At 63.6% G+C, this 20721-nt stretch carries 22 protein-coding genes and 1 pseudogene; 11 read left to right on the top strand and 12 right to left on the bottom strand.

Annotated features, from left to right (window positions below; all coding sequences use genetic code 11):
* Window positions 1-58: 58 nt before the first annotated feature.
* The 4 genes from rnk to DBO86_RS04130 all read right to left on the bottom strand — a co-directional run bounded on the left by rnk (window position 59) and on the right by DBO86_RS04130 (window position 2211).
* Window positions 59-466: a nucleoside diphosphate kinase regulator gene (gene rnk / locus DBO86_RS04145; RefSeq protein WP_108233046.1), complete on the bottom strand. Its 408-nt coding sequence runs from the start codon at window positions 464-466 to the stop codon at window positions 59-61.
* A gap of 119 nt (window positions 467-585) precedes the next feature.
* Window positions 586-783 carry a DUF1289 domain-containing protein gene (locus tag DBO86_RS04140; protein WP_090335949.1) on the bottom strand — a complete coding sequence of 66 codons (198 nt, stop codon included), beginning with the start codon at window positions 781-783 and terminating at the stop codon, window positions 586-588.
* A complete protein-coding gene (cyaY, locus tag DBO86_RS04135; protein ID WP_108233045.1) occupies window positions 773-1105 on the bottom strand; it encodes an iron donor protein CyaY in 333 nt (110 codons plus the stop codon). The genes DBO86_RS04140 and cyaY overlap by 11 nt, the downstream gene beginning before the upstream one ends.
* A 68-nt stretch (window positions 1106-1173) precedes the next feature.
* Window positions 1174-2211 (bottom strand): AraC family transcriptional regulator, encoded by a 1038-nt coding sequence (locus DBO86_RS04130; RefSeq protein WP_084341061.1) that lies wholly within the window; start codon window positions 2209-2211, stop codon window positions 1174-1176.
* Window positions 2212-2381: 170 nt separating this feature from the next.
* Here DBO86_RS04130 and lptM point away from each other — a divergent pair, with 170 nt between their 5' ends.
* The 6 genes from lptM to DBO86_RS04100 are packed head-to-tail and all read left to right on the top strand — an operon-like array spanning window position 2382 to window position 6971.
* Window positions 2382-2507, top strand: coding sequence for an LPS translocon maturation chaperone LptM (gene lptM / locus DBO86_RS04125; protein WP_017361215.1), 126 nt, complete (start codon window positions 2382-2384; stop codon window positions 2505-2507).
* A gap of 13 nt (window positions 2508-2520) precedes the next feature.
* Window positions 2521-3768: a diaminopimelate decarboxylase gene (gene lysA, locus DBO86_RS04120; protein ID WP_108233044.1), complete on the top strand. Its 1248-nt coding sequence runs from the start codon at window positions 2521-2523 to the stop codon at window positions 3766-3768.
* Between the two features lie 10 nt (window positions 3769-3778).
* Window positions 3779-4609 (top strand): diaminopimelate epimerase, encoded by an 831-nt coding sequence (dapF, locus tag DBO86_RS04115; protein ID WP_074857604.1) that lies wholly within the window; start codon window positions 3779-3781, stop codon window positions 4607-4609.
* Entirely contained in the window at window positions 4606-5304 is a 699-nt protein-coding gene (locus DBO86_RS04110) for a DUF484 family protein (protein WP_108233043.1), read from the top strand. Before dapF ends, DBO86_RS04110 begins: the two co-directional genes overlap by 4 nt.
* 60 nt (window positions 5305-5364) lie before the next feature.
* Complete coding sequence (xerC, locus tag DBO86_RS04105) at window positions 5365-6267, top strand: tyrosine recombinase XerC (protein ID WP_074857609.1); 903 nt, start codon at window positions 5365-5367, stop codon at window positions 6265-6267.
* The gene (locus DBO86_RS04100) at window positions 6264-6971 is read left to right on the top strand and encodes an HAD family hydrolase (RefSeq protein WP_074857612.1); all 708 of its coding nucleotides are present in this window, start codon (window positions 6264-6266) and stop codon (window positions 6969-6971) included. Before xerC ends, DBO86_RS04100 begins: the two co-directional genes overlap by 4 nt.
* Window positions 6972-7149: 178 nt before the next feature.
* On the opposite strand, the gene sutA is transcribed toward DBO86_RS04100, so the two are convergent.
* From sutA to glnK, 4 genes are all read right to left on the bottom strand, one after another.
* Window positions 7150-7473, bottom strand: coding sequence for a transcriptional regulator SutA (gene sutA, locus DBO86_RS04095; protein WP_074861275.1), 324 nt, complete (start codon window positions 7471-7473; stop codon window positions 7150-7152).
* A gap of 76 nt (window positions 7474-7549) precedes the next feature.
* Window positions 7550-7975 (bottom strand): secondary thiamine-phosphate synthase enzyme YjbQ, encoded by a 426-nt coding sequence (locus DBO86_RS04090; RefSeq protein ID WP_108233042.1) that lies wholly within the window; start codon window positions 7973-7975, stop codon window positions 7550-7552.
* Window positions 7976-8073: 98 nt separating this feature from the next.
* Window positions 8074-9327 (bottom strand): ammonium transporter, encoded by a 1254-nt coding sequence (locus DBO86_RS04085; RefSeq protein ID WP_108233041.1) that lies wholly within the window; start codon window positions 9325-9327, stop codon window positions 8074-8076.
* A 334-nt stretch (window positions 9328-9661) separates the two neighbouring features.
* Complete coding sequence (gene glnK, locus DBO86_RS04075; RefSeq protein WP_003096476.1) at window positions 9662-10000, bottom strand: P-II family nitrogen regulator; 339 nt, start codon at window positions 9998-10000, stop codon at window positions 9662-9664.
* Window positions 10001-10410: 410 nt separating this feature from the next.
* Here glnK and DBO86_RS04070 point away from each other — a divergent pair, with 410 nt between their 5' ends.
* Together DBO86_RS04070 and DBO86_RS04065 are read left to right on the top strand one after the other, a co-directional pair.
* Window positions 10411-10668 carry an accessory factor UbiK family protein gene (locus DBO86_RS04070; protein ID WP_108233040.1) on the top strand — a complete coding sequence of 86 codons (258 nt, stop codon included), beginning with the start codon at window positions 10411-10413 and terminating at the stop codon, window positions 10666-10668.
* Window positions 10669-10951: 283 nt separating this feature from the next.
* On the top strand, window positions 10952-12445 hold the full coding sequence (locus DBO86_RS04065; RefSeq protein ID WP_004423196.1) for a YifB family Mg chelatase-like AAA ATPase: 1494 nt from the start codon (window positions 10952-10954) through the stop codon (window positions 12443-12445).
* Window position 12446: 1 nt separating this feature from the next.
* Here DBO86_RS04065 and DBO86_RS04060 read toward each other — a convergent pair.
* From DBO86_RS04060 to DBO86_RS04055, 3 genes and pseudogenes are all read right to left on the bottom strand, one after another.
* A pseudogene (locus DBO86_RS04060) lies at window positions 12447-12935 on the bottom strand (methyl-accepting chemotaxis protein); the annotation flags it as partial.
* Window positions 12913-13116 carry a hypothetical protein gene (locus DBO86_RS25785; protein WP_146173181.1) on the bottom strand — a complete coding sequence of 68 codons (204 nt, stop codon included), beginning with the start codon at window positions 13114-13116 and terminating at the stop codon, window positions 12913-12915. The pseudogene DBO86_RS04060 and the gene DBO86_RS25785, both read right to left, overlap by 23 nt.
* 306 nt (window positions 13117-13422) lie before the next feature.
* Entirely contained in the window at window positions 13423-14343 is a 921-nt protein-coding gene (locus tag DBO86_RS04055) for a LysR substrate-binding domain-containing protein (protein ID WP_108233039.1), read from the bottom strand.
* A 139-nt stretch (window positions 14344-14482) separates the two neighbouring features.
* Between DBO86_RS04055 and DBO86_RS04050 the strand changes: the two genes are divergently transcribed.
* Complete coding sequence (locus tag DBO86_RS04050; protein WP_108233038.1) at window positions 14483-15868, top strand: NorM family multidrug efflux MATE transporter; 1386 nt, start codon at window positions 14483-14485, stop codon at window positions 15866-15868.
* A gap of 58 nt (window positions 15869-15926) precedes the next feature.
* On the opposite strand, the gene DBO86_RS04045 is transcribed toward DBO86_RS04050, so the two are convergent.
* Window positions 15927-17594 carry a putative bifunctional diguanylate cyclase/phosphodiesterase gene (locus tag DBO86_RS04045; RefSeq protein WP_108233037.1) on the bottom strand — a complete coding sequence of 556 codons (1668 nt, stop codon included), beginning with the start codon at window positions 17592-17594 and terminating at the stop codon, window positions 15927-15929.
* Window positions 17595-17865: 271 nt separating this feature from the next.
* On the opposite strand from DBO86_RS04045, the gene rep reads away from it, so the two are divergent.
* Both rep and DBO86_RS04035 read left to right on the top strand, forming a co-directional pair.
* Complete coding sequence (rep, locus tag DBO86_RS04040) at window positions 17866-19875, top strand: DNA helicase Rep (protein ID WP_004423180.1); 2010 nt, start codon at window positions 17866-17868, stop codon at window positions 19873-19875.
* 231 nt (window positions 19876-20106) lie between these two features.
* Window positions 20107-20589, top strand: coding sequence for a UPF0158 family protein (locus tag DBO86_RS04035; RefSeq protein ID WP_108233036.1), 483 nt, complete (start codon window positions 20107-20109; stop codon window positions 20587-20589).
* Window positions 20590-20721 lie beyond the last annotated feature (132 nt).

Genomic DNA, 20721 nt, shown 5'->3' with positions numbered 1-20721 from the left:
ACAGTGAAGCCCTGAGGGTTGCACTCGCCCGGGCACGGGCTTCCTGCATAAAAACCGGTCAGCGGTCGTACTCGCCCGCTGCTTCCGGCTGGTATTCGACTTCCAGCAATGTCAGCTTGAGCTGCTTGCCGCCCGGCGCCGGCCAGTCGATGTGTTGGCCGACGGACAGGCCAAGCAGGGCACTGCCGACTGGCGCGAGGATGCTGACCTTGCCTTCGCCACCGGCATCCTCCGGGTAGACCAGGGTCAGGTGGTAGTCCTTGCCGCTGCTCTCCTCGCGGCAGTGCACGCGCGAGTTCATGGTCACCACACCGGCCGGCACCTCATCGTGCCCCACCACTTCGGCACGATCCAGCTCGGCCTGTAGCGCTTCTGCGCCAGGGCCAAACTCGTCCAGGCTGTCGAGCAGACGCTCCAGACGCTGCAGATCGAGGCGGGTAATGGTGATGGTTGGTGTGCTGTTCATGATGCCGGGCGGACTCCTTGCGTAAACCGTAAAAAAGCAAAACCCCGCCCGAAGGCGGGGTTAAGCTGAATGTTCTGTCGAACCCTAACACAGCCGGACAAATAAACAAGACTGCTGGGTCAACGGCCCTGCTGGCGCTGTTGCAAACGCTGCTGCGCCGCCTGGCAGATCAAGCGGCGGCGGGCATTATCGGCCGCGCTCCAGTCAAGAATCTCCTGCAAGGTGCGGCCACAGCCCAGGCACTCATCGCGCTCGTCGAGGCAGCACTGGCGCCGACAGGGTGATGCCAGCGGCGCTTCGCTCGGCTCAGAGCTCATCGAACTCCAGCTCGGCGCCGCATTGCTCAAGGGTGATGCGCACCAGCATCTCGCCCAGTTGCTCGTCGCTGGTGTCACAGATCCAGCGCCCCTCGGCCTCGTCATAGTCGAAATGGAAACCACCGGAGCGCGCCGCCAGCCAGAGCTGACGAATCGGCTCCTGACGGCTGAAGATCAGCTGGCTGCCATTGTCGAAACGTACCGTCAGCACACCGGCGCTGTTCTCCAGATCGACGTCCAGACCACTGTCGTCGAAAATGTCCTCCACCGCTTGCTGGGTGGCATCGACCAGGTCGTGAAAGCGGGCTTCGCTCAGGCTCATCGGGGTGTCCTCACAAGATGCAGCGACTGCAGAAAAATTAGGCGAAAACGCAAGACCAGGCTAGCGGCCTAGGCGCAAAGGTGGCGACGGTACTCGCCCGGACTCGTTCCCGTCCAGCGACGAAATGCGCGCGCCAGCGAACCCGGCTCGCTGAAACCGACCAGAAAGGCGATTTCCGCCAGTTCCAGTGTGGGGTCGCGCAGGTAGTGCAGCACCAGTTGCTGGCGGGTTTCGTCGACCAATTGGCTGAACGACAGCCCGCCCTCACGCAAGCGCCGCTGCAAGGTCCTTGGGCTTAGCGCCAGAGCAGCGGCGATGGTCTCCAGATCAGGCCCTTGCTCCGGCAACTGGCGCGCCAGCTCCAGACGCGCGCGATCGAGCACGCTGTAGCCCTGATTGAGTCCGGCCAGCAGGCGATCGGCGTAGGCATCGAGCATGCCACGCACCTGAGCATCGGCCTGGTTCAGCGGCGCCGCGAGCAAACGCCTGGGAAAGATCAGGGCATTGTCTGGCTGGTCGAACAGCACCGGGCAACGAAAGATGCGCGCGTGCTCAGACGTATCGGCCGGCGCCGGATGCTGGAAACGTACCTCGGTCGGCGCGATGTCCAGGCCACTTATCCAGCGCCCGAAGCTCACCCAGCCGGCCAGGGTCTCCTCGCTCAGCTGACGCTGCTGCTGCGCCAGCAAGGGCTGCCAGCTATGGGCAACCAACGGTTCGCAACCAGGCCGGGCGGGCTCGTCTTCGAGCACTACCAGCCCCAGGTTGCCAACCAGCGAAGCGTAGCGCGCCTGACGGTGCAGCGCGTCAGCCAGGGTGGCGCAACTCATGATCAGGTAGCCGAGCACGCCGTAATAGCCCGGCCGTACCGACTCCCCTAGATGCAGGCCTAGGTACTGATCGCCGATCAGACGCACGCCCTCGCCCAGCAATGTCAGATAGGCACTGGCCGCGATGCGCTGATCGCGCTGACTGAGGACTTCAGGGCTCAGTTGGGCATGGGCGAGCAAGGCGTCGGGCGCTACCCCCTGACGCTGCAGGTGCTCGATCAGGCCTTGCAGGTAGGCGACCGAGACCGAGCCGGCCAGAATCGCGGGATTATCCATCGGGGCTCCTCGTTACTCTCCGCATGCTAACCCAAGCAGGCACGGACGCCTTCGGCGTATGCGCGCGAATCGAGCCGGCGCCCCGCCAGGCGGGCGCCGGGCGCATAGGCAAGGTGGCAGGGGGTCGGTATACTCCGGCGCAATTCACGCTTATTTTCAAGGACTGTCCCATGAAGCGACTGACCCTCGCGCTCCTCGCCGCCGTATGCCTGCTGGCCGGCTGCGGTCAGAAAGGCCCGCTGTACCTGCCGGGCGACGACAACGCCGGCAACAGCCGAGACCGTTTCGAACTCTGACAGGAGCTGCCCCATGGAAGCCTTCAACTACCGCGACGGTGAGCTGTTCGCGGAAGGCGTTGCCTTGTCCGCGCTGGCCCAGCGCTTCGGCACGCCCACCTACGTCTATTCCCGCGCCCATATCGAAGAGCAGTACCGCGCCTATGCCGATGCCCTGGCCGGTATGCCGCACCTGGTCTGCTTCGCGGTCAAGGCCAACTCCAACATCGGCGTGCTGAACGTGCTGGCGCGCCTCGGCGCCGGCTTCGACATCGTTTCCAGCGGTGAGCTGGAGCGCGTCCTGGCCGCCGGTGGCGAGCCGAGCCGCATCGTCTTCTCCGGCGTTGGCAAAAGCCGCGACGACATGCGCCGCGCGCTGGAAGTTGGTGTGCACTGCTTCAACGTCGAATCCAGCGTCGAACTGGAGCGCCTGCAGAAGGTTGCCGCCGAGCTGGGCGTCAAGGCGCCCGTCTCGCTGCGGGTCAACCCGGACGTGGACGCCGGTACCCACCCGTACATCTCCACCGGCCTCAAGGAAAACAAGTTCGGCATCGACATCGAGCAGGCCGAGGCAGTCTACGCCCGCGCCGCCGAGCTGCCGAACCTGGACGTGATCGGCGTCGACTGCCACATCGGCTCGCAGCTGACCACCCTCGAACCCTTCCTCGACGCCCTGGATCGCCTGCTGCTGCTGGTCGACAAGCTGGCCGCGCGCGGCATCACCATCAAGCATCTGGATCTCGGTGGTGGCCTTGGCGTGCAGTACCGCGACGAGCAGCCGCCGCTGGCCGGCGACTACATCGCCGCCGTGCGCAAGCGCCTGGCGGGCCGCGACCTGTCGCTGGTGTTCGAGCCCGGCCGCTTCATCGTCGCCAACGCTGGCGTGTTGCTGACCCAGGTGGAATACCTCAAGCACACCGAGCACAAGGACTTCGCCATCGTCGACGCGGCGATGAACGACCTGATCCGCCCGGCCCTATACCAGGCCTGGATGGACGTGTCACCGGTGCAGCCGCGTGAAGGTGAAGCACGCAACTACGACCTGGTCGGGCCGATCTGCGAGACTGGCGACTTCCTGGCCAAGGATCGTCAGTTGGCGCTGGCCGAAGGTGACCTGCTGGCCGTGCGCTCGGCAGGCGCCTATGGCTTCGTTATGAGCTCCAACTACAACACCCGCGGCCGCGCCGCCGAAGTGCTGGTGGATGGCGAACAGGCTTATGAAGTGCGTCGCCGCGAGACCGTCCAAGAGCTCTACGCCGGCGAAAGCCTGCTGCCGGCCTGAGGGCGACGTCATGCTATTGCGCTTTACCAAGATGCACGGCCTGGGCAATGACTTCATGGTCCTCGACCTGATCAGTCAGCATGCCCACGTGCAGCCGAAACATGCCAAGCAATGGGGCGACCGCCACACCGGCGTTGGCTTCGACCAGTTGCTGATCGTCGAGCCACCGAGTCACCCGGATGTCGACTTCCGTTACCGCATCTTCAACGCCGACGGCTCGGAAGTTGAGCAGTGCGGCAACGGCGCGCGCTGCTTCGCCCGCTTCGTACTGGACAAGCGCCTGACCACCAAGAAGGTCATTCGCGTCGAGACCAAGAGCGGCATCATCGAACTGCGCGTGCAGAACGACGGCCAGGTCTGCGTCAACATGGGTGCACCGCGCCTGCAGCCGGAACAGGTGCCGTTCCAGGCCGAGCAGGCCGCGCTGACCTATCGCGTCGACGTCGAGGGCCAGAGCGTCGAGCTGGCCGCGCTGTCGATGGGCAATCCGCATGCGGTGCTGCGCGTCGACAACGTCGATGACGCACCGGTGCATACGCTCGGGCCGAAGCTGGAACACCATCCGCGCTTCCCGCAGCGGGTCAATGTCGGCTTCCTCCAGGTGCTTGACCGCAAGCATGCGCGCCTGCGTGTATGGGAGCGTGGCGCCGGGGAAACCCAGGCCTGTGGCACCGGCGCCTGCGCGGCGGCCGTTGCGGCTATTCGCCAGGGCTGGATGGATTCGCCCGTGCAACTGGAACTGCCAGGCGGCAAACTGTCCATCGAATGGGCAGGCGAGGGTCAGCCGGTTATGATGACCGGGCCCGCTGCCCGCGTATACGAAGGACAGATTCGCCTATGACCGACCAGCAGGATTCGCCCAAACCGCTCGATTCGGAAACGGTCGCGGCCTATCTGCGCCTGCACCCGGAGTTCTTCATCGACCATGAAGAACTGATCCCCGAGCTGCGTATTCCGCACCAGTCCGGCAACGCCGTGTCGCTGGTAGAACGCCAGGTCAAGCTGCTGCGCGAGCGCAACATCGAGATGCGCCACCGCCTTGGCCAGTTGATGGACGTGGCGCGCGACAACGACCGCCTGTTCGACAAGACCCGCCGCCTGGTGCTGGACCTGCTCGATGCCGGCAGCCTCGAGGAAGTGGTCGGCGTGGTCGAAGACAGCCTGCGCCATGAATTCCAGGTGCCCTTCGTTGGCCTGATCCTGTTCAGCGACAACAAGCTACCGGTCGGTCGCTCGGTCAGCTCGGCCGAGGCGCATCAACAGGTCGGCGGCCTGCTCAGCGGCGGCAAGACCATCTGCGGCGTGCTGCGCCCGCATGAGCTGGAATTCCTCTTCGGCAAGGAAGACGCAGCGCAGGTTGGCTCCGCCGCCGTGGTCAGCCTCACCCACCAGGGCCTGCATGGCGTGCTGGCCATCGGCAGCGCCGACCCACAGCACTACAAAAGCTCGCTCGGCACCTTGTTCCTCAGCTATATCGCCGAAGTACTGGCACGTGTCGTGCCCGGTTTCTCCACGCCGCTGCGTTCGGTACGCTAGGTCGTGTAGGGCGGATGACGCGAAGCTCATCTACCATTGGCCCTGCTCGGAACCCCGCACGTGACACTTGAAGCCCACCTCGACGCGTACATCGAACACCTGCGCCGCGAGCGCCAGGTGTCGACGCATACCCTCGACGGCTATCGGCGTGATCTCGGCAAGGTGCGGGCATTCTGCGAAGCCGAAGGCCTGAGCGACTGGGCCGGGCTGGACACACGCAACCTGCGCCGGCTGGTCGCCCGCCTGCATCAGCAGGGCCTGGCAAGCCGCAGCCTGGCGCGCCTGCTCTCGGCCACCCGCGGCCTCTATCAATATCTGTTGCGTGAAGGCCTGTGCCGTCACGATCCGGCGACCGGCCTGAGCCCACCAAAACGCGAGCGCCGCCTTCCCCGCACCTTGGACGCCGACCGCAGCGCGCAACTGCTCGACGGCGCAGTCGAGGACGACTTCATCGCCCGCCGCGATCAGGCCATGCTCGAGCTGTTCTATTCCTCGGGCCTGCGCCTGTCCGAACTGGTCGGACTCGATCTCGACGGTCTGGACCTGCCCGCCGGTCTGGTACGCGTGCGCGGCAAAGGCAACAAGGTGCGCGAACTGCCGGTCGGCAGCATGGCGCGACAGGCACTGGAACACTGGCTGCCACTGCGCAAGCTGGCCAACCCCAACGATGGTGCCGTGTTCATCAGCCAGCAGGGCCGACGCCTGGGGCCACGCGCTGTGCAACTGCGCGTGCGCCAGGCCGGCGTGCGCGAACTGGGCCAGCACCTGCATCCACACATGCTGCGCCACAGCTTCGCCAGTCATATGCTGGAATCCTCACAGGATCTGCGCGCGGTACAGGAGCTGCTCGGTCATGCCGATATCGCCACCACGCAGATCTACACCCACCTGGACTTCCAACACCTGGCCAGTGTCTACGACCAGACCCATCCACGTGCCAAGCGCAAAGGCGGCTCCGAATGAGCATTAAACTGATCACCTTCGACCTCGACGACACCCTGTGGGACGTCACTCCGGTGATGCAGGATGCCGAAGCCGCCCTGCGCAATTGGCTGGCCCTGCATGCGCCGCGCCTGGGCGCGGTGCCGGTCGAGCATCTGTGGGCGGTCCGCAGCCGTCTGCTCGACGCCGAGCCGATGCTCAAGCATCGCCTCAGCGAGCTGCGCCGGCGCATTCTGTTTCACGCCCTGGAAGACGCCGGCTACCCGCACAGCGAGGCGCAGACGCTGGCCGAAGCAGGATTCCAGGTCTTTCTCAGCGCCCGCCATCAGGTCGAACTGTTCACCGAGGTACATCCGACGCTGGAGGCCTTGGCCGAGCGCTTCATGCTCGGGGTAATCACCAATGGCAATGCCGACGTGCGGCGCCTGGGTCTATCGGACTACTTCCAGTTCGCCCTGTGCGCCGAAGAACTGGGCATCGGCAAACCCGACCCGAAACCTTTCCGTGAAGCACTCAGCCGCGCAGGCGGCGTGGCGGCCGAGCGCGCCGTGCACATCGGCGATCATCCCAGTGACGACATTGCCGGCGCCCAGGCAGCCGGGATGCGTGCGATCTGGTTCAACCCGCAAGGGCGGGCCTGGGAGGGTGAAACCACCCCGGATGCGCAGATCGCCAGCCTGGCCGAGCTACCGGCACTGCTGAGCAGCTGGATGCGTTACTTGTAGGAGCCCGCTTGCGGGCTATCAGGACGTCGGCAAGTGGATCGCCCGCAAGCGGGCTCCTACGAGATGCCGGCGCGGGCATACTGCGCCCCCCTTGATCTGCGCCGCCCTGGATTGCCGCCAGGGCTGGCGTACCACAAAAAACCCGCCACAGGGGCGGGCTCCTTGTAGCTAGCCGTCCTCAGATGGGGCGGCTGCCGTATTTGCTGTCGGGCTTCTTGGGCGGGTCGGCGACCACGTTGGGCTCCACCTCCTGCACCTTGCCGCCACGGGCGAGGAACTCTTCCATGGCGCGGGCCAGGGCGTCGCGCTCCTTCTGCTTGGCTTCGATGCTCGGCAGCTCGTCAACCTCGACAGCCTTGGCCTTGCTCTTCTTGCTGCTGGCTACGACCTCGCCATCGCCTTCATCGTCGCCACTGTCGCCGTCATCGGCAGCAGCCAGTTCCTCACCGTCGTCCTCGTCGGCCGCTTCCAGATCATCTTGTTCCAGGTCTTCGTCGCTCATGTTCAACCTCATGACTTGCGAAAAGCAGGTTAGTTATAGCCCAGTCGCGCAGTGAACACCGCACCACCGGAAAAATTCAAATAGCCTCGCCCTGCAGGGTCGCCACCACTCGCCGAGCACCGCCATGATCGCGATGCTCGCCCAGGTAAATACCCTGCCAGGTGCCCAGCGCCAGCCGTCCCTGCTGTATCGGCAGCTGCAGTTGAACGCCCAGCAGACTGCCCTTGAAGTGCGCCGGCAAATCGTCCGGCCCTTCGTCATCGTGCTCGTAGCCCGACTCACCCTGCGGCACCAGGCGGTTGAAGAAACGCTCGAAATCGCGGCGAACTGCAGGGTCGGCGTTCTCGTTGACCGTCAGCGATGCCGAGGTGTGCTGCAGCCATAGGCTCAGCAGACCGACACGCACCTGCGCCAGTTCCGGCAATGCGCCCAGCACCTCTTCGGTCACCAGATGAAAACCGCGCTCACGCGGACGCAGACTGATGATGCGTTGCTGCCACATGCCGCTCTCACTCTCGATGGCTCCAGCGCGCGCATTCTAGCGTGCTGCCAGAAAAAACAAAGGGCGCCTAAAGGCGCCCTTGTCATTCCCGGCGAAACTCACTTCTTGCCAGTGAACTCCGGGTAGGCTTCCATGCCGCATTCGGCGATGTCCACACCCTCGTATTCCTCTTCTTCGCTGACGCGCAGGCCGATCACCGCCTTGATGATGCTCCACACGATCAGGCTGGCGATGAACACCCAGGCGAAGATGCTGACGATACCCAGCAGCTGAGCGCCCAGCGACGCGTCTTCGTTGGTCAGGCAGACGGCCAGGATGCCCCAGATGCCGACCACGCCGTGCACGGAGATGGCACCCACCGGGTCGTCGATCTTCACCTTGTCCAGACCGAGGATGGAGAACACCACCAGCGCACCACCCACGCCACCGATCAGGGTGGCCTGCAGGGCGCTCGGGGTCAGCGGCTCGGCAGTGATGGCCACCAGGCCAGCCAGCGCACCGTTCAGCGCCATGGTCAGGTCGGCCTTGCCGAACAGCAGACGGGCCACGATCAACGCGACGATCAGACCACCGGCTGCAGCCATGTTGGTGTTGGTGAACACCTGGGCCACGGCGTTGGCGTCTTCGATGGTGCTCATCTTCAGCTGCGAACCACCGTTGAAACCGAACCAGCCCATCCACAGGATGAAGGTACCGAGCGTGGCCAGCGGCAGGTTGGCACCCGGAATGGCGTTGACCTGGCCGTTCGGACCGTATTTGCCCTTACGCGCGCCCAGTAGCAGCACACCAGCCAGAGCGGCGGAAGCACCGGCCATGTGCACCACACCGGAACCAGCGAAGTCGAGGAAGCCTGCTTCGTTGAGGAAACCACCGCCCCACTTCCAGAAGCCCTGGATCGGGTAGATGAAACCGGTCATGACCACGGCGAAGGCCAGAAACGCCCACAGTTTCATGCGCTCAGCCACGGCACCGGACACGATCGACATACAGGTCGCGGCAAACACGATCTGGAAGAAGAAGTCCGAACGCGCCGAGTAGTACGGTGCATCATCTCCACCGGCCAGCACCGCTTCGCTGGTATTCTCGTCACCGATCAGGAAGCCCAGGCTTGGCAGAATGCCACCTTCCGGGCTGGAGTACATGATGTAGTAGCCAACCAGCAGATACATCACGCTGGCGGTGGCATACAGCGCCACGTTCTTGGTCAGGATCTCGGTGGTGTTCTTGGCACGCACCAGGCCGGATTCGAGCATGGCAAAACCTGCTGCCATCCACATCACCAGGGCACCACAGATCAGAAAGTAGAAGGTATCGAAGCCGTACTGCAATGCAGTCAATGCTGTGTTATCCATTTTTCACCTCTTGCCGGCGCTTTCGTTGTGCGCTGTTCGGTTGAAACGTCCGGGTTGGCTCAGGACGCGTTCCGCATGCTTTACAGGTCGTTGCCACGCTCGTTCTGGATCACCGGAACCCCTGCCGCCGCAAGGCGACCAAGCATTCCCATCACTAGGCGAGCGCGAGACCCGAAGAGGATCTGGCACAGCAGAGCGGCGAGGGCATCGCCTGCTCCGGCATTGGCCCTCGAAAACGGCGTGTGAGCAGAATTCGAGGACAAAAGGGCTCCTAGCCCTGCGAAAGTTCGCAGAGTCATGGGTTTACTCCTGGGGCGTGGGGTTCGGAGGCTTGTTAGATCGCGTCGGTATCGGTTTCGCCGGTACGAATACGGATCGCCTGTTCCAGGTTGACTACGAAAATCTTGCCGTCACCGATCTTGCCGGTGTTGGCAGCCTTGGTGATGGCCTCGATCACACGATCGAGCTGATCGTCAGCGATGGCCACGTCGATCTTCACCTTGGGCAGAAAATCGACCACATACTCGGCTCCGCGATACAGCTCGGTATGGCCTTTCTGACGGCCGAAGCCCTTGACCTCGGTGACGGTAATGCCCTGCACGCCGATCTCCGACAGTGACTCGCGCACGTCGTCCAGCTTGAACGGCTTAATGATGGCAGTGACTAGTTTCATGAAACTTTCTCCCGTGAAAGGTGGACATGCCCCAGGAATTGCGAACCCGGGCCAAGTCTAAGCGCAGTGTCTGGCTTTTGTAATGCACCGACCGCTCCAGCCTGGCGTGATCGATACCCACCAACCGCTCCCGACGAAACACTCCCCCGCTTCGCCTGCAGCACCAGAACTGCATCGGTGCATGCGTCGCTGGGGTCTAAGCAGAAAGCTTGCCAGCTCACGCAAAAGCGCTATCTATCAAGCCTTTAACAGCTTCCAGCCACGGTGACCGGCCATTCACGTCGAATGCAACGCACAAACTTGGTGCATTAGCATATTGATTAATGCTCAAAAATCGTGCAATCCGTGTTAGACCGCCCCGCCGGTGGCTGCGTGCTACACTGCCGACCGTCTGTTTACGGAACCTGATCATGCTGCCGCCGAAAGCCTTGCTCGACACTCTCAGTAGCCACGCCTCGCGTATTTTCAGCGGCGACAGCCCGCTGCCTCGCGCCGAACTGGAAGCGCAGTTCAAAACCCTGCTGCAGAGCGGCTTCAGCAAGCTCGATTTGGTCAGCCGGGAAGAGTTCGACAGCCAGATGGTGGTTCTCGCCCGCACCCGCGCTCGCCTCGAGGCGCTGGAAGCCAAGGTCGCCGAACTGGAAGCCAAGCTCACCGCCGCAGACTAAGGTTATGTTGTAGGAGCGGCTTCAGCCGCGAACAGGCTTCGCGACTGAAGCCGCTCCTATAGCAGGCCGTTGAAAAACGTAGGCGAGGCCGGCAAGACAATACCGATGGCGGCCCCGCAAAAACGGCCGAAAAAAGCACTGGGCCCGCACTCGGGTTTACGTGCTGTAAATGAGCATTTTGACTGGGCTCGCACGCGAGGCCGTTTTTAACGCAGTATTGCCAACGCAGGTAGTTTTTCAACAGCCTGATAGGCACTGCACCCCACTTGATCAAGGAGCGATCATGTCCCTGGCCATCGTTCACAGCCGCGCCCAGGTCGGCGTCGAAGCACCGGCCGTCACCGTCGAAGCGCACCTGGCCAACGGCCTACCCTCCCTGACGCTGGTGGGCCTGCCGGAGACAGCAGTCAAGGAGAGCAAGGATCGCGTGCGCAGCGCCATCCTCAATGCCGCCTTCGAGTTTCCCAGCAAACGCATCACCTTGAATCTTGCGCCTGCAGATCTGCCAAAAGACGGTGGTCGCTTCGATCTCGCCATCGCCCTGGGGATTCTCGCGGCCAGCGGCCAGGTGCCGGCTCAATCCCTGGACGAATGCGAATGCCTGGGCGAACTGGCGCTGTCCGGCGCGGTGCGTCCCGTGCAGGGCGTATTGCCGGCAGCCCTGGCCGCGCGCGCAGCCGGGCGCACCCTATTGGTGCCACAGGCCAATGCCGAAGAGGCCAGCCTGGCCTCAGGGCTGAAGGTAATCGCCGTCGAGCACCTGCTGCAGATCGCCGCGCACCTCAACGGCAGTGCTCCTCTCGAACCCTACGCCGCCCAAGGTCTGCTCAGGCAGAGCCTGCCCTATCCGGATCTGGCTGAAGTGCAGGGCCAGTTGGCCGCCAAACGTGCGTTGCTGGTGGCCGCCGCTGGCTCGCATAACCTGCTGCTCAGCGGCCCACCCGGTACCGGCAAGACGCTGCTGGCCAGCCGCCTGCCAGGCCTGCTACCTGCGCTGGACGAAAACGAGGCGCTGCAGGTAGCCGCGATCCATTCGGTGGCCAGCCATACGCCGCTGCAGCACTGGCCGCAGAGACCCTTTCGCACCCCGCACCACAGCGCCTCCGGCCCGGCATTGGTGGGTGGCGGCAGTCGCCCGCAGCCTGGCGAAATAACCTTGGCCCATATGGGCATCCTGTTCCTTGATGAGCTGCCGGAATTCGATAGGAAGGTGCTGGAAGTGCTGCGCGAACCGCTGGAAAGCGGCCATATCGTGATTGCCCGGGCACGCGACAAGGTGCGTTTCCCGGCGCGTTTTCAGCTCGTTGCCGCCATGAATCCCTGCCCTTGCGGCTACCTCGGCGACCCCAGCAACCGCTGTCGCTGTACCCCGGAGCAGATCCAGCGCTACCGCGCCAAGTTGTCGGGCCCGCTCCTTGATCGCATCGACCTGCACCTGACGGTCGCCCGCGAAACCACAGCCCTGAATGCCCCGCCGCAGGATGGCGAAAGCACTGCGCAGGCAGCAGCCAAGGTGGCGCAGGCACGTGAGCGGCAATTGCAACGCCAGGGCGTGGCCAACGCCTTTCTCGACCTACCCGGTCTGCGCCAACACTGCGCATTGAGCGACACGGATCGCCAGTGGCTGGAAAGCGCCTGCGAACGTCTCGGCCTGTCACTACGCGCCGCGCACCGAGTGCTCAAGGTGGCGCGCACGCTGGCAGATCTGGCGGAGCAGCAGCAGATCAGCCGGGAACATCTGGCCGAAGCGCTGCAGTATCGCCCCACCGCGGGATGAATCAGCGGAAGCGCTCGACCTCCTGACGCAGTTGAGCGGCTAGGCGATCCAGCTCGCGCGCGGTATCGGCCAGGTTGGCCACCACTTCACGCTGCTCGCCATTGGCCTGGGCGATGCTCTGCAGGTTGGCGCTGAGCACGGTCGCAGTGCTGCTCTGCTCGCTGGTAGCGGTGGTGATGGCGGCGAATTGCTCGCCGGCCTCGGCGCTCTGCTCACTGATCTGCGCCAGCACCGCAGCCACCTTGGCATTACGCTCCAGGCCATCCTGCATCAACTGTCGGCCGTGCTCCATGGTGGCGATGGCGCTGCTGGTCTCGCTCTGGATGCTGCCGATCATGGTGGAAATCTCGTTGGTCGCCTCACGGGTGCGTCCAGCCAGGTTGCGCACTTCATCGGCGACCACGGCAAAACCACGCCCCTGCTCGCCGGCACGCGCAGCTTCGATGGCAGCGTTGAGCGCCAGCAGGTTAGTCTGGTCGGCAATCGCGGAAGGTTTCGAGCTGGTCGGCCAGCAGCCCCGCCTCGCTGCCCAGGTGCTTTTCGCGAGTGACCAGATTGGCCTCGTTGAGTGAGCGCAGGGCAAACAGAGTGCTGACGCTGATCAGTAGCACCAGCACCAAAGCCAGCATGGCAGCCAGTTGCAGGGCTATACGAGAGCGAGGAGGATTCATGAGGACTCCAGGTGTGCGCCCATGGGCATATGGGCAGATAACTCAGGCAATTTCGATACCACCCAGCCGTCATGTGACTCGGCGAAAGGGCGCGAGGATACTTGAGCATTCAGCTCGGTCAATATCCAAGCGCCATAAGGTCGTCATTTATTATCAAAACAGCGTTACAGAGTGATGATTGATAGGTTTTATCGATCACTAAATAGATGCTGGCACTCATACCCACAGAGAGCAGCCTGGCCACACTACAGTCGGCCTGCCCGGTCTTGGATGGCCGTCAGCGCCCTGAGCGCTGGCCATGACCGTTCAGCGCAAACGCTCGACCCCGGGCAGTGCCAGCGCGGCGACCTCCGCCAGCAAGTAGTCACGCAAACGCTGCAGACGTGTCTGCGCACGATGTCCACGCGGCCACACCATATAGTAGCTGTCGCCACTGAATACCGCCGTCGGCCAGGGCACGCCTAGCCGGCCGGCATTCACGTCCTCGGCCACCATCAGCAGATCACCAATGGACACGCCATAGCCGCGTGCCGCCGCAACGATGCCCAATTCGAGCATGTCGAACAGCTGCCCGGTCTTCAGCGGCACCTGTTCGATCAGGCCTGTAGCCTGCAACCAACGCCGCCAGTCGCGGCGATCCGGCGTCGGGTGCAGTTGCTCCGCCGCGCGCAGCCGCGCCAGCGACCAGGGGCCGGCCTCAGAATCGCCGGCAGCGCACACCGGAATCAGCCACTCCTCGAACAGCAGCACGCTCTCCCACTCATCTGGAAACTGACCATCGGACAGCAGCACCGCGCAGTCGAAGGGTTCATGGCGAAAGTCGACCTTGTCCACGTCCATCCAGGCACTGGTGAGCTGCACTTCGCTGTCCGGGTTGGCCAGACGAAAGTGCGACAGGCGCGCCAACAGCCAACGCATGGTCAGGCTCGACGGTGCCTTCAGGCGCAGCACCTCATCGTCGGCGTGCAAGACAGCGCTGGCACGCTCCAGTGCATCGAAACCCTCGCTCAGCCCCGGTAGCAGGGCGCGGGCCGGATCGGTCAGGTGCAGGCTGCGACCACGGCGCTCGAACAGACGGCAAGCGAAGTACTCCTCCAGCGTGCGGATATGCCGACTCACCGCGCTCTGGGTGATGGCCAGCTCTTCGGCGGCGCGCGTGAAGGAGGCATGCCGGGCTGCGGCCTCGAAGGCGCGCAGGGCGTAAAGCGGTGGCAAACGACGAGTCACCGCATCGAACCATGAGTTTTAATCATGCCTGGCATGGCTATTTTCCTTTTGTGAGCAATCGACAAGAACCACAGAATAGCGGTCATTGCTCATTCCCCGACAGCCTGGGGATGCTTACCCTGCCGAAGTTTTACTCATCATGAAGAATTCCCTTGGCCACGAACTGGGTGCGCTGCTGCGTCTGGCCGGCCCGCTGATCTCCGCACAGCTGGCCCACGCGCTGATGATTTTCACCGACACGCTGATGATGGCCATGCTCGGCCCGCAGCAACTGGCCGGTGGCGCGCTGGGTGCCACCTGCTATTTCATTTTCTCGATTTTCTGCACCGGGGTGATCGCCGCGGTGGGCAGCCTGATCGCCATCCGCCATGGCGCGGGCGATCAGGCAGGTATCACGCGCCTGATCCAGAACGGCCTGTGGCTGGCCATGCTGCTGGGCGTAGCCAGTGCGCTGTGCCTCAACAGTCTGGGCCCGCTGCTGCCGCATCTGGGTCAGGACCCAGGCGCGGCCAGCCAGGCCATGGAGTTCCTGCGCCCACTGTCGCTGGCCCTGCCTGGCTACCTGTGCTTCATGGCGTTGCGCGGCTTCACCAGTGCCATTGGTCACCCTGGCCCGGTGATGGCCATCAGCATCGTCGGTACCATCGCCAACTTCGTCATCAACTATGCGCTGATCAAAGGCTGGTTCGGCCTGCCCAGCCTGGGCCTGAGCGGCATCGGCATGACCACTGCGCTGGTCAGCAGCGCCATGGCGCTGGCATTGGCGCTGTACATCCTGCTCTCGCCAACCTATCACCGCTACAAACTGCGGAGCGGTGTGGGCCGCCCACAAGGGACGGAAATGCGCGCCCTGCTGCGCCTGGGCCTGCCCATTGGCGGTACCTATGCCGCCGAGCAAGGGCTGTTCACCTTCGCCACCCTGTGCATGGGCGCGCTTGGCAGTGTGCAACTGGCGGCACATCAGATCGCCATGCAGACCGTGGCGCTGGCGTTCATCGTGCCGCAAGGACTGTCCTACGCGGTGACCTTCCGCGTTGGCCTGCATTACGGCGCCGGGCATCTGCACCTGTCGCGCCTCAGCGGCCATCTGGGCATGGCCCTGGGGGCGGCGTTGATGCTGCTGTTTGCCCTGCTGTTCTGGCTGCTGCCGGAGTGGATCATCGGTCTGTTCCTCGACCGTCACGACGCGGCGTTCGCCGATATCGTCACCCTCGCGGTCAGCCTGCTGGCGATCGCCGCCTGGTTCGAGCTGTTCGATGGTTTGCAGAGCATCGCCATGGGCGCGATCCGCGGGCTGAACGACGGCCGCACCACCCTGCTGATCGGTCTGACCGGCTACTGGTGCGTGGGCGCACCGCTGGCCTGGCTGCTCGCCTTCCCGCTCGGCTGGGGTGCGCAGGGTGTGTGGTGGGGGCTGGCTGCCGGCCTGGCGGTAACGGCGAGCGGTCTGGTGCTGGGCTTCCAGTGGAAGACTGCGCGCCTGCAGCGACCACCGGCGGCGCAAGGCGAGACCTGCCTGTCGTAGCTCGCATGCAAGCCGGGGTCGTGTGCGGCATATTCCCCGGCTCACGTCCGGGCCAGGATCAGCCGCCGCCGAGCAGCGGCTGGCGCAAGCCGAACACCAGAAAGCGTGCCAGCTCCGCCAGAGGTATCGCCTTGCTGATCAGGTAGCCCTGCACCTGATCGCAGCCGAACTGACGCAGCATGTCGAGCTGCTCGATGTTCTCCACCCCTTCGGCCACCACTTCGAGATTGAGGTTGTGCGCCAGATTGATCATCGCCCGCACCAATTGGCGATTCTCGGCACGCTCGCCCATACCGCCGACAAAGCTCCTGTCGATCTTCAGCAGGGTGATCGGCAGGTTATTGAGATGAACGAAAGACGAGAAACCGGTGCCGAAGTCGTCCAGCGAGAAACGCACGCCGAGCCGTCCAAGCGCCAGCATGGTCTGCTGCACCTGATCGCTGCGGCGCATCACCGCGGTTTCAGTCAACTCGAACTCCAGCCACTGCGCATCGACCCCACGTTCTTCGATCAGGCGGCTGAGGGTCGGCAGCAACTGGCTGTCCTGGAATTGGCGGAACGACAGGTTGACCGCCATATGCAGTGCCGGCAGGCCGCGCCCACGCAGCCACTGCATATCGCGCAGGGCACGGGAGATGACCCAGTAACCGAGCGGTACGATCAGCCCGGTTTCTTCGGCCAGCGGTACGAACTCATTGGGCGAGAGCAGCCCGCGCTCGCTGTGCTGCCAGCGCACCAGGGCCTCCAGGCCGACGATGCGCCCGCTCTTCAGGCACAGGCGGGGCTGATAATGCAGCTCCAGTTCGTCGCAGCGTAACGCACGGCGCAGCTCGCCTTGCAGATCGGCCTGGCTGCGTGCGCTGCGGTTCAGGCGTTCGTCATAGACATGAAACACGCAGCCTTGCTGATTCTTGGCCTGTTGCATGGCGATATGCGCGTGCCACAGCAGCGGATCGGCGCCCTCGCCCGCGCGGGCATGGGCCAGGCCAAGGCTGCAACCGATCAGCAGACTCTCGCCGTCCACCCAGTAAGGCTCACCCAATACTTCGGTGACGCGCTCGGCCAGGCGCTCCACGCGCTGCGGATCGCGGCGTGCATCGAGCAACAGCGCGAATTCGTCGCTACCCAGACGCGCAATCTGATCGCAGGGCTGCAGCAGGCTCTTGAGCCGCGCCACCACCTGCAGGATCAGGCGATCCCCAGCCTGGTAGCCGAGGGCATCGTTGGCATGACGGAAGTTGTCCAGATCGAGATGACCCAGCACCAGGCCACGGCCGCCACACTCGGCCAGGCACGCGGCGAGCAGAGTCTGGAAACCCTGGCGATTGGCGATGCCGGTCAGGGGATCCTGTTCGGCCAGGCGCTGCAGGGTGTGCTTGAGGTTGCCCTGTTCGCGCACGTAGCGCAGGCAACGGCGCAGCACGTCGAGGTTGAGGCTGCCGCGCACCAGCCAGTCGCTGACACCGACAGGTTCTTCGACTGGCTCCTCGTCGAGCAGCAGGACGATGGGCAGGGGGCACTGATGGGGATCGGGAAGACGGTCCGGGGTACTCAGCAGCAGACCGCTGGCGTGATCATCGAACAGATTGCTGGCCGCTTCCCATGACGGCGCGGTAATAAGCGGGGATGGGCTGCCCAGGGCGCTCAACTGCTCGCGCAACAATTCGGCCCAGTCCGGCGTTTCCGCCAACAGGACCAACCGCAAGGGTTCGACGAGCGTGGACAAGCAACCTCCCCCAATGACCACAAGAATGATGGCGAATCGCGTCACCTGAACGCGCCGTAATCGGCGTCTAATCAATCACATACGTGCGAAAGGTAGTGCAGATCCTGAGATATAACCAGTAAAGCGACAAGTGGCACCAGAGTACTGGAATAAAGTGATTAACCAAGTGCATGGCGATGCAATTTCGTGCGCTACGCCACAGTTCCGGACGGTCGCGGCAGAAGCCTTCGGGCCTGTTAAAATGCCCGGCCCTTTTTCTGTGAACGATCCCATGTCCCGACTGAACCCCCGGCAACAAGAGGCCGTGAACTACGTCGGCGGCCCGCTTCTGGTGCTCGCCGGTGCCGGTTCCGGCAAGACCAGCGTGATCACGCGCAAGATCGCCCATCTGGTGCAGAACTGCGGCATCCGCGCCCAGCACATCGTCGCCATGACCTTCACCAACAAGGCCGCGCGCGAGATGAAGGAGCGCGTCGGCACCCTACTCAAGGGCAGCGAGGCGCGCGGCCTGACCGTATCCACCTTCCACAACCTGGGCATGAACATCATCCGCAAGGAATACGCGCGCCTGGGCTACAAACCCGGCTTCTCGATCTTCGACGACGGCGACATCAAGGCGCTGCTCAGCGACATCATGCAGAAGGAGTATTCCGGCGACGACGGCGCCGATGAGGTGAAGAACCTCATCGACAGCTGGAAGAACGACCTGATCCTGCCCGACGAAGCCCTGGCCAAGGCGCGCAATCCCAAGGAACAGACTGCCGCCATCGTCTACCTGCACTACCAGCGCACGCTCAAAGCCTACAACGCGGTGGACTTCAACGACCTGATCCTACTGCCGGTGAAGCTTTTTCAGGAGCACGCCGACATCCTGGAGAAATGGCAGAACCGCATCCGCTACCTGCTGGTGGACGAATACCAGGACACCAACGCCAGCCAGTACCTGCTGGTGAAGCTACTGGTAGGCATGCGCAACCAGTTCACCGTGGTCGGCGACGATGACCAGTCGATCTACGCCTGGCGTGGCGCGCGCCCGGAAAACCTGATGCTGCTGAAAGAGGATTATCCGTCGCTGAAAGTGGTGATGCTGGAGCAGAACTACCGCTCCACCAGCCGTATCCTCAAATGCGCCAACGTGCTGATCGCCAACAACCCGCACGTGTTCGAGAAGCAGTTGTGGAGCGAGATGGGCATGGGCGACGAGATTCGCGTGATCCGCACCCGTAACGAAGACGCCGAGTGCGAGCGGGTGGCCCTGGAAATTCTCACCGAGCATCTGCGTACCCAGCGTCCCTACAGCGAATTCGCCATCCTCTATCGCGGCAACTACCAGGCCAAGCTGATGGAGCTGAAACTGCAGCACCACCAGATTCCCTATCGCCTCTCAGGCGGCACCAGTTTCTTCGCCCGCCAGGAGGTGAAGGACCTGATGAGTTACTTCCGCCTGCTGGTCAACCCGGACGACGACAACGCCTTCCTGCGCGTGATCAACGTGCCACGTCGGGAGATCGGCTCCGCCACTCTGGAAAAACTCGGCAACTACGCCAGCGAACGCAAGATCAGCATGTACGCCGCCGCTGGCGAGATGGGCCTCGGCGAGCATCTCGATGCGCGCTTCACCGAGCGCCTGCAGCGCTTCACCCGCTGGATGGATCGGGTGCGCCAGGAGTGCGCGCAGAACGATCCTATCGCTGCGATTCGCAGCATGGTCATGGACATCGACTACGAGAACTGGCTACGGCAGAACGCCTCCAGCGACAAGGTGGCCGACGCGCGCATGGGTAACGTCTGGTTCCTCGTCGACGCGCTGAAGAGCACCCTGGAGCGCGACGAAGACGGCGACATGACCATCGAAGACGCCATCGGCAAGCTGGTGCTGCGCGACATGCTCGAGCGCCAGCAGGAAGAGGAAGAAGGCGCCGAAGGCGTGCAGATGATGACCATGCACGCCTCCAAGGGTCTGGAGTTTCCGTCGGTGTACATCATCGGTTTCGAGGAAGAGATCCTCCCCCACCGCTCCAGCATCGAAGCCGACACCATCGAGGAGGAGCGGCGCCTGGCCTACGTCGGCATCACCCGCGCCAAGCGCAACCTGGCGCTGACCTTCGCCGCCAAGCGCAAGCAATACGGCGAGGTGATCGACTGCTCGCCGAGCCGCTTCCTCGACGAACTGCCGCCGGAAGACCTGGTGTGGGAAGGTCTGGAAGAGGCGCCGGTGGAGGTCAAGGCCGCACGCGGCAACGACGCCCTGGCCAATATGCGGGCGATGCTCAAGCGCTGAAAACCGGACCTTGCTGCCTGATGGGCCGAAGCCCACCCTACCGCGCTGAAAACCGGACCTTGCTGCCTGGTGGGCTGAAGCCCACCCTACCGCGCTGGATCGCCGCCCGGCCCACCCTACGCCTGAGCGGAGTAGGGTGGGCTTCAGCCCACCACTTCAAATGCCACAGGCACCCTCGCCATATTTGCCAGTCAGAAAGAAGATACCGTTCAGACACAGGGAGCTGGAACCATGCGCACATTCACGCTCGACCTCGATGCCCTGAGTGAGCTTATCAATGGCCGCGAACAACAGGAACACTGGCTGGATCTGGAAAGTGGCAGCGTTCTGACCCTGCCTGCGGGAGATCACTACAGCGACGAGCGCCAGCAGATCGAGCTCGATCCCGAGCGCTACAGCCAGGTGCCCAACCTCGACGTCCCCCAGCGCGTGGCCATGCGTGAATCCTTCCTGTTCACCCTTGACGATGTGCATGCCCACCCGCTGCTCAGCGCCGCGCTGACCGGCCGCAGGCCCCTGCGCGCGTTCGACTACGAGATCGAGGCCTTTCCAGCGATTTGCGAACAGTGGCAGTCCTACGAGATCAAGCAACTGCGCGAGTACGCCCTCAACTGGCTCTACGAACTGGGCATCGAGCCCGCGCCGGACAAGCCGCCGCTGGATACGCGCGGCATTCCCAGGGACATTCTGCGGCGGCTGAGCAAGAGCGCCTGAGCGCAGTGCGCCCCCGGATTGCATCCGGGCTACCAACCTGTCCAGGCGGTCAATGGGTCACGACTGTCGGGCAGGCTGCGGTTTCACTACACAATGCGGGGCATTTTGAGCGAAAATCCGCAGCTTTTCTGC

Origin of the sequence: Ectopseudomonas oleovorans, from assembly GCF_003052605.1 — a bacterium.
GTDB classification, from domain to species: Bacteria; Pseudomonadota; Gammaproteobacteria; order Pseudomonadales; family Pseudomonadaceae; genus Aquipseudomonas; species Aquipseudomonas oleovorans_A.
The sequence above is the reverse complement of the archived record's forward strand: the minus strand, read 5'-3'. Positions and strand labels throughout refer to the sequence as shown.

Excerpts from the sequence above, each read along its gene's own strand:
- DBO86_RS04130 (WP_084341061.1), bottom strand. The coding sequence starts at position 2,211 with ATGGATAATCCCGCGATTCTGGCCGGCTCGGTCTCGGTCGCCTACCTG.
- lysA (WP_108233044.1), top strand. The coding sequence starts at position 2,521 with ATGGAAGCCTTCAACTACCGCGACGGTGAGCTGTTCGCGGAAGGCGTT.
- lptM (WP_017361215.1), top strand. The coding sequence starts at position 2,382 with ATGAAGCGACTGACCCTCGCGCTCCTCGCCGCCGTATGCCTGCTGGCC.
- glnK (WP_003096476.1), bottom strand. The coding sequence starts at position 10,000 with ATGAAACTAGTCACTGCCATCATTAAGCCGTTCAAGCTGGACGACGTG.
- dapF (WP_074857604.1), top strand. The coding sequence starts at position 3,779 with ATGCTATTGCGCTTTACCAAGATGCACGGCCTGGGCAATGACTTCATG.
- DBO86_RS04070 (WP_108233040.1), top strand. The coding sequence starts at position 10,411 with ATGCTGCCGCCGAAAGCCTTGCTCGACACTCTCAGTAGCCACGCCTCG.
- DBO86_RS04100 (WP_074857612.1), top strand. The coding sequence starts at position 6,264 with ATGAGCATTAAACTGATCACCTTCGACCTCGACGACACCCTGTGGGAC.
- DBO86_RS04050 (WP_108233038.1), top strand. The coding sequence starts at position 14,483 with ATGAAGAATTCCCTTGGCCACGAACTGGGTGCGCTGCTGCGTCTGGCC.
- cyaY (WP_108233045.1), bottom strand. The coding sequence starts at position 1,105 with ATGAGCCTGAGCGAAGCCCGCTTTCACGACCTGGTCGATGCCACCCAG.
- DBO86_RS04110 (WP_108233043.1), top strand. The coding sequence starts at position 4,606 with ATGACCGACCAGCAGGATTCGCCCAAACCGCTCGATTCGGAAACGGTC.
- DBO86_RS04035 (WP_108233036.1), top strand. The coding sequence starts at position 20,107 with ATGCGCACATTCACGCTCGACCTCGATGCCCTGAGTGAGCTTATCAAT.
- DBO86_RS25785 (WP_146173181.1), bottom strand. The coding sequence starts at position 13,116 with ATGAATCCTCCTCGCTCTCGTATAGCCCTGCAACTGGCTGCCATGCTG.
- rnk (WP_108233046.1), bottom strand. The coding sequence starts at position 466 with ATGAACAGCACACCAACCATCACCATTACCCGCCTCGATCTGCAGCGT.
- DBO86_RS04090 (WP_108233042.1), bottom strand. The coding sequence starts at position 7,975 with ATGTGGCAGCAACGCATCATCAGTCTGCGTCCGCGTGAGCGCGGTTTT.
- DBO86_RS04065 (WP_004423196.1), top strand. The coding sequence starts at position 10,952 with ATGTCCCTGGCCATCGTTCACAGCCGCGCCCAGGTCGGCGTCGAAGCA.
- DBO86_RS04140 (WP_090335949.1), bottom strand. The coding sequence starts at position 783 with ATGAGCTCTGAGCCGAGCGAAGCGCCGCTGGCATCACCCTGTCGGCGC.
- DBO86_RS04085 (WP_108233041.1), bottom strand. The coding sequence starts at position 9,327 with ATGGATAACACAGCATTGACTGCATTGCAGTACGGCTTCGATACCTTC.
- sutA (WP_074861275.1), bottom strand. The coding sequence starts at position 7,473 with ATGAGCGACGAAGACCTGGAACAAGATGATCTGGAAGCGGCCGACGAG.
- rep (WP_004423180.1), top strand. The coding sequence starts at position 17,866 with ATGTCCCGACTGAACCCCCGGCAACAAGAGGCCGTGAACTACGTCGGC.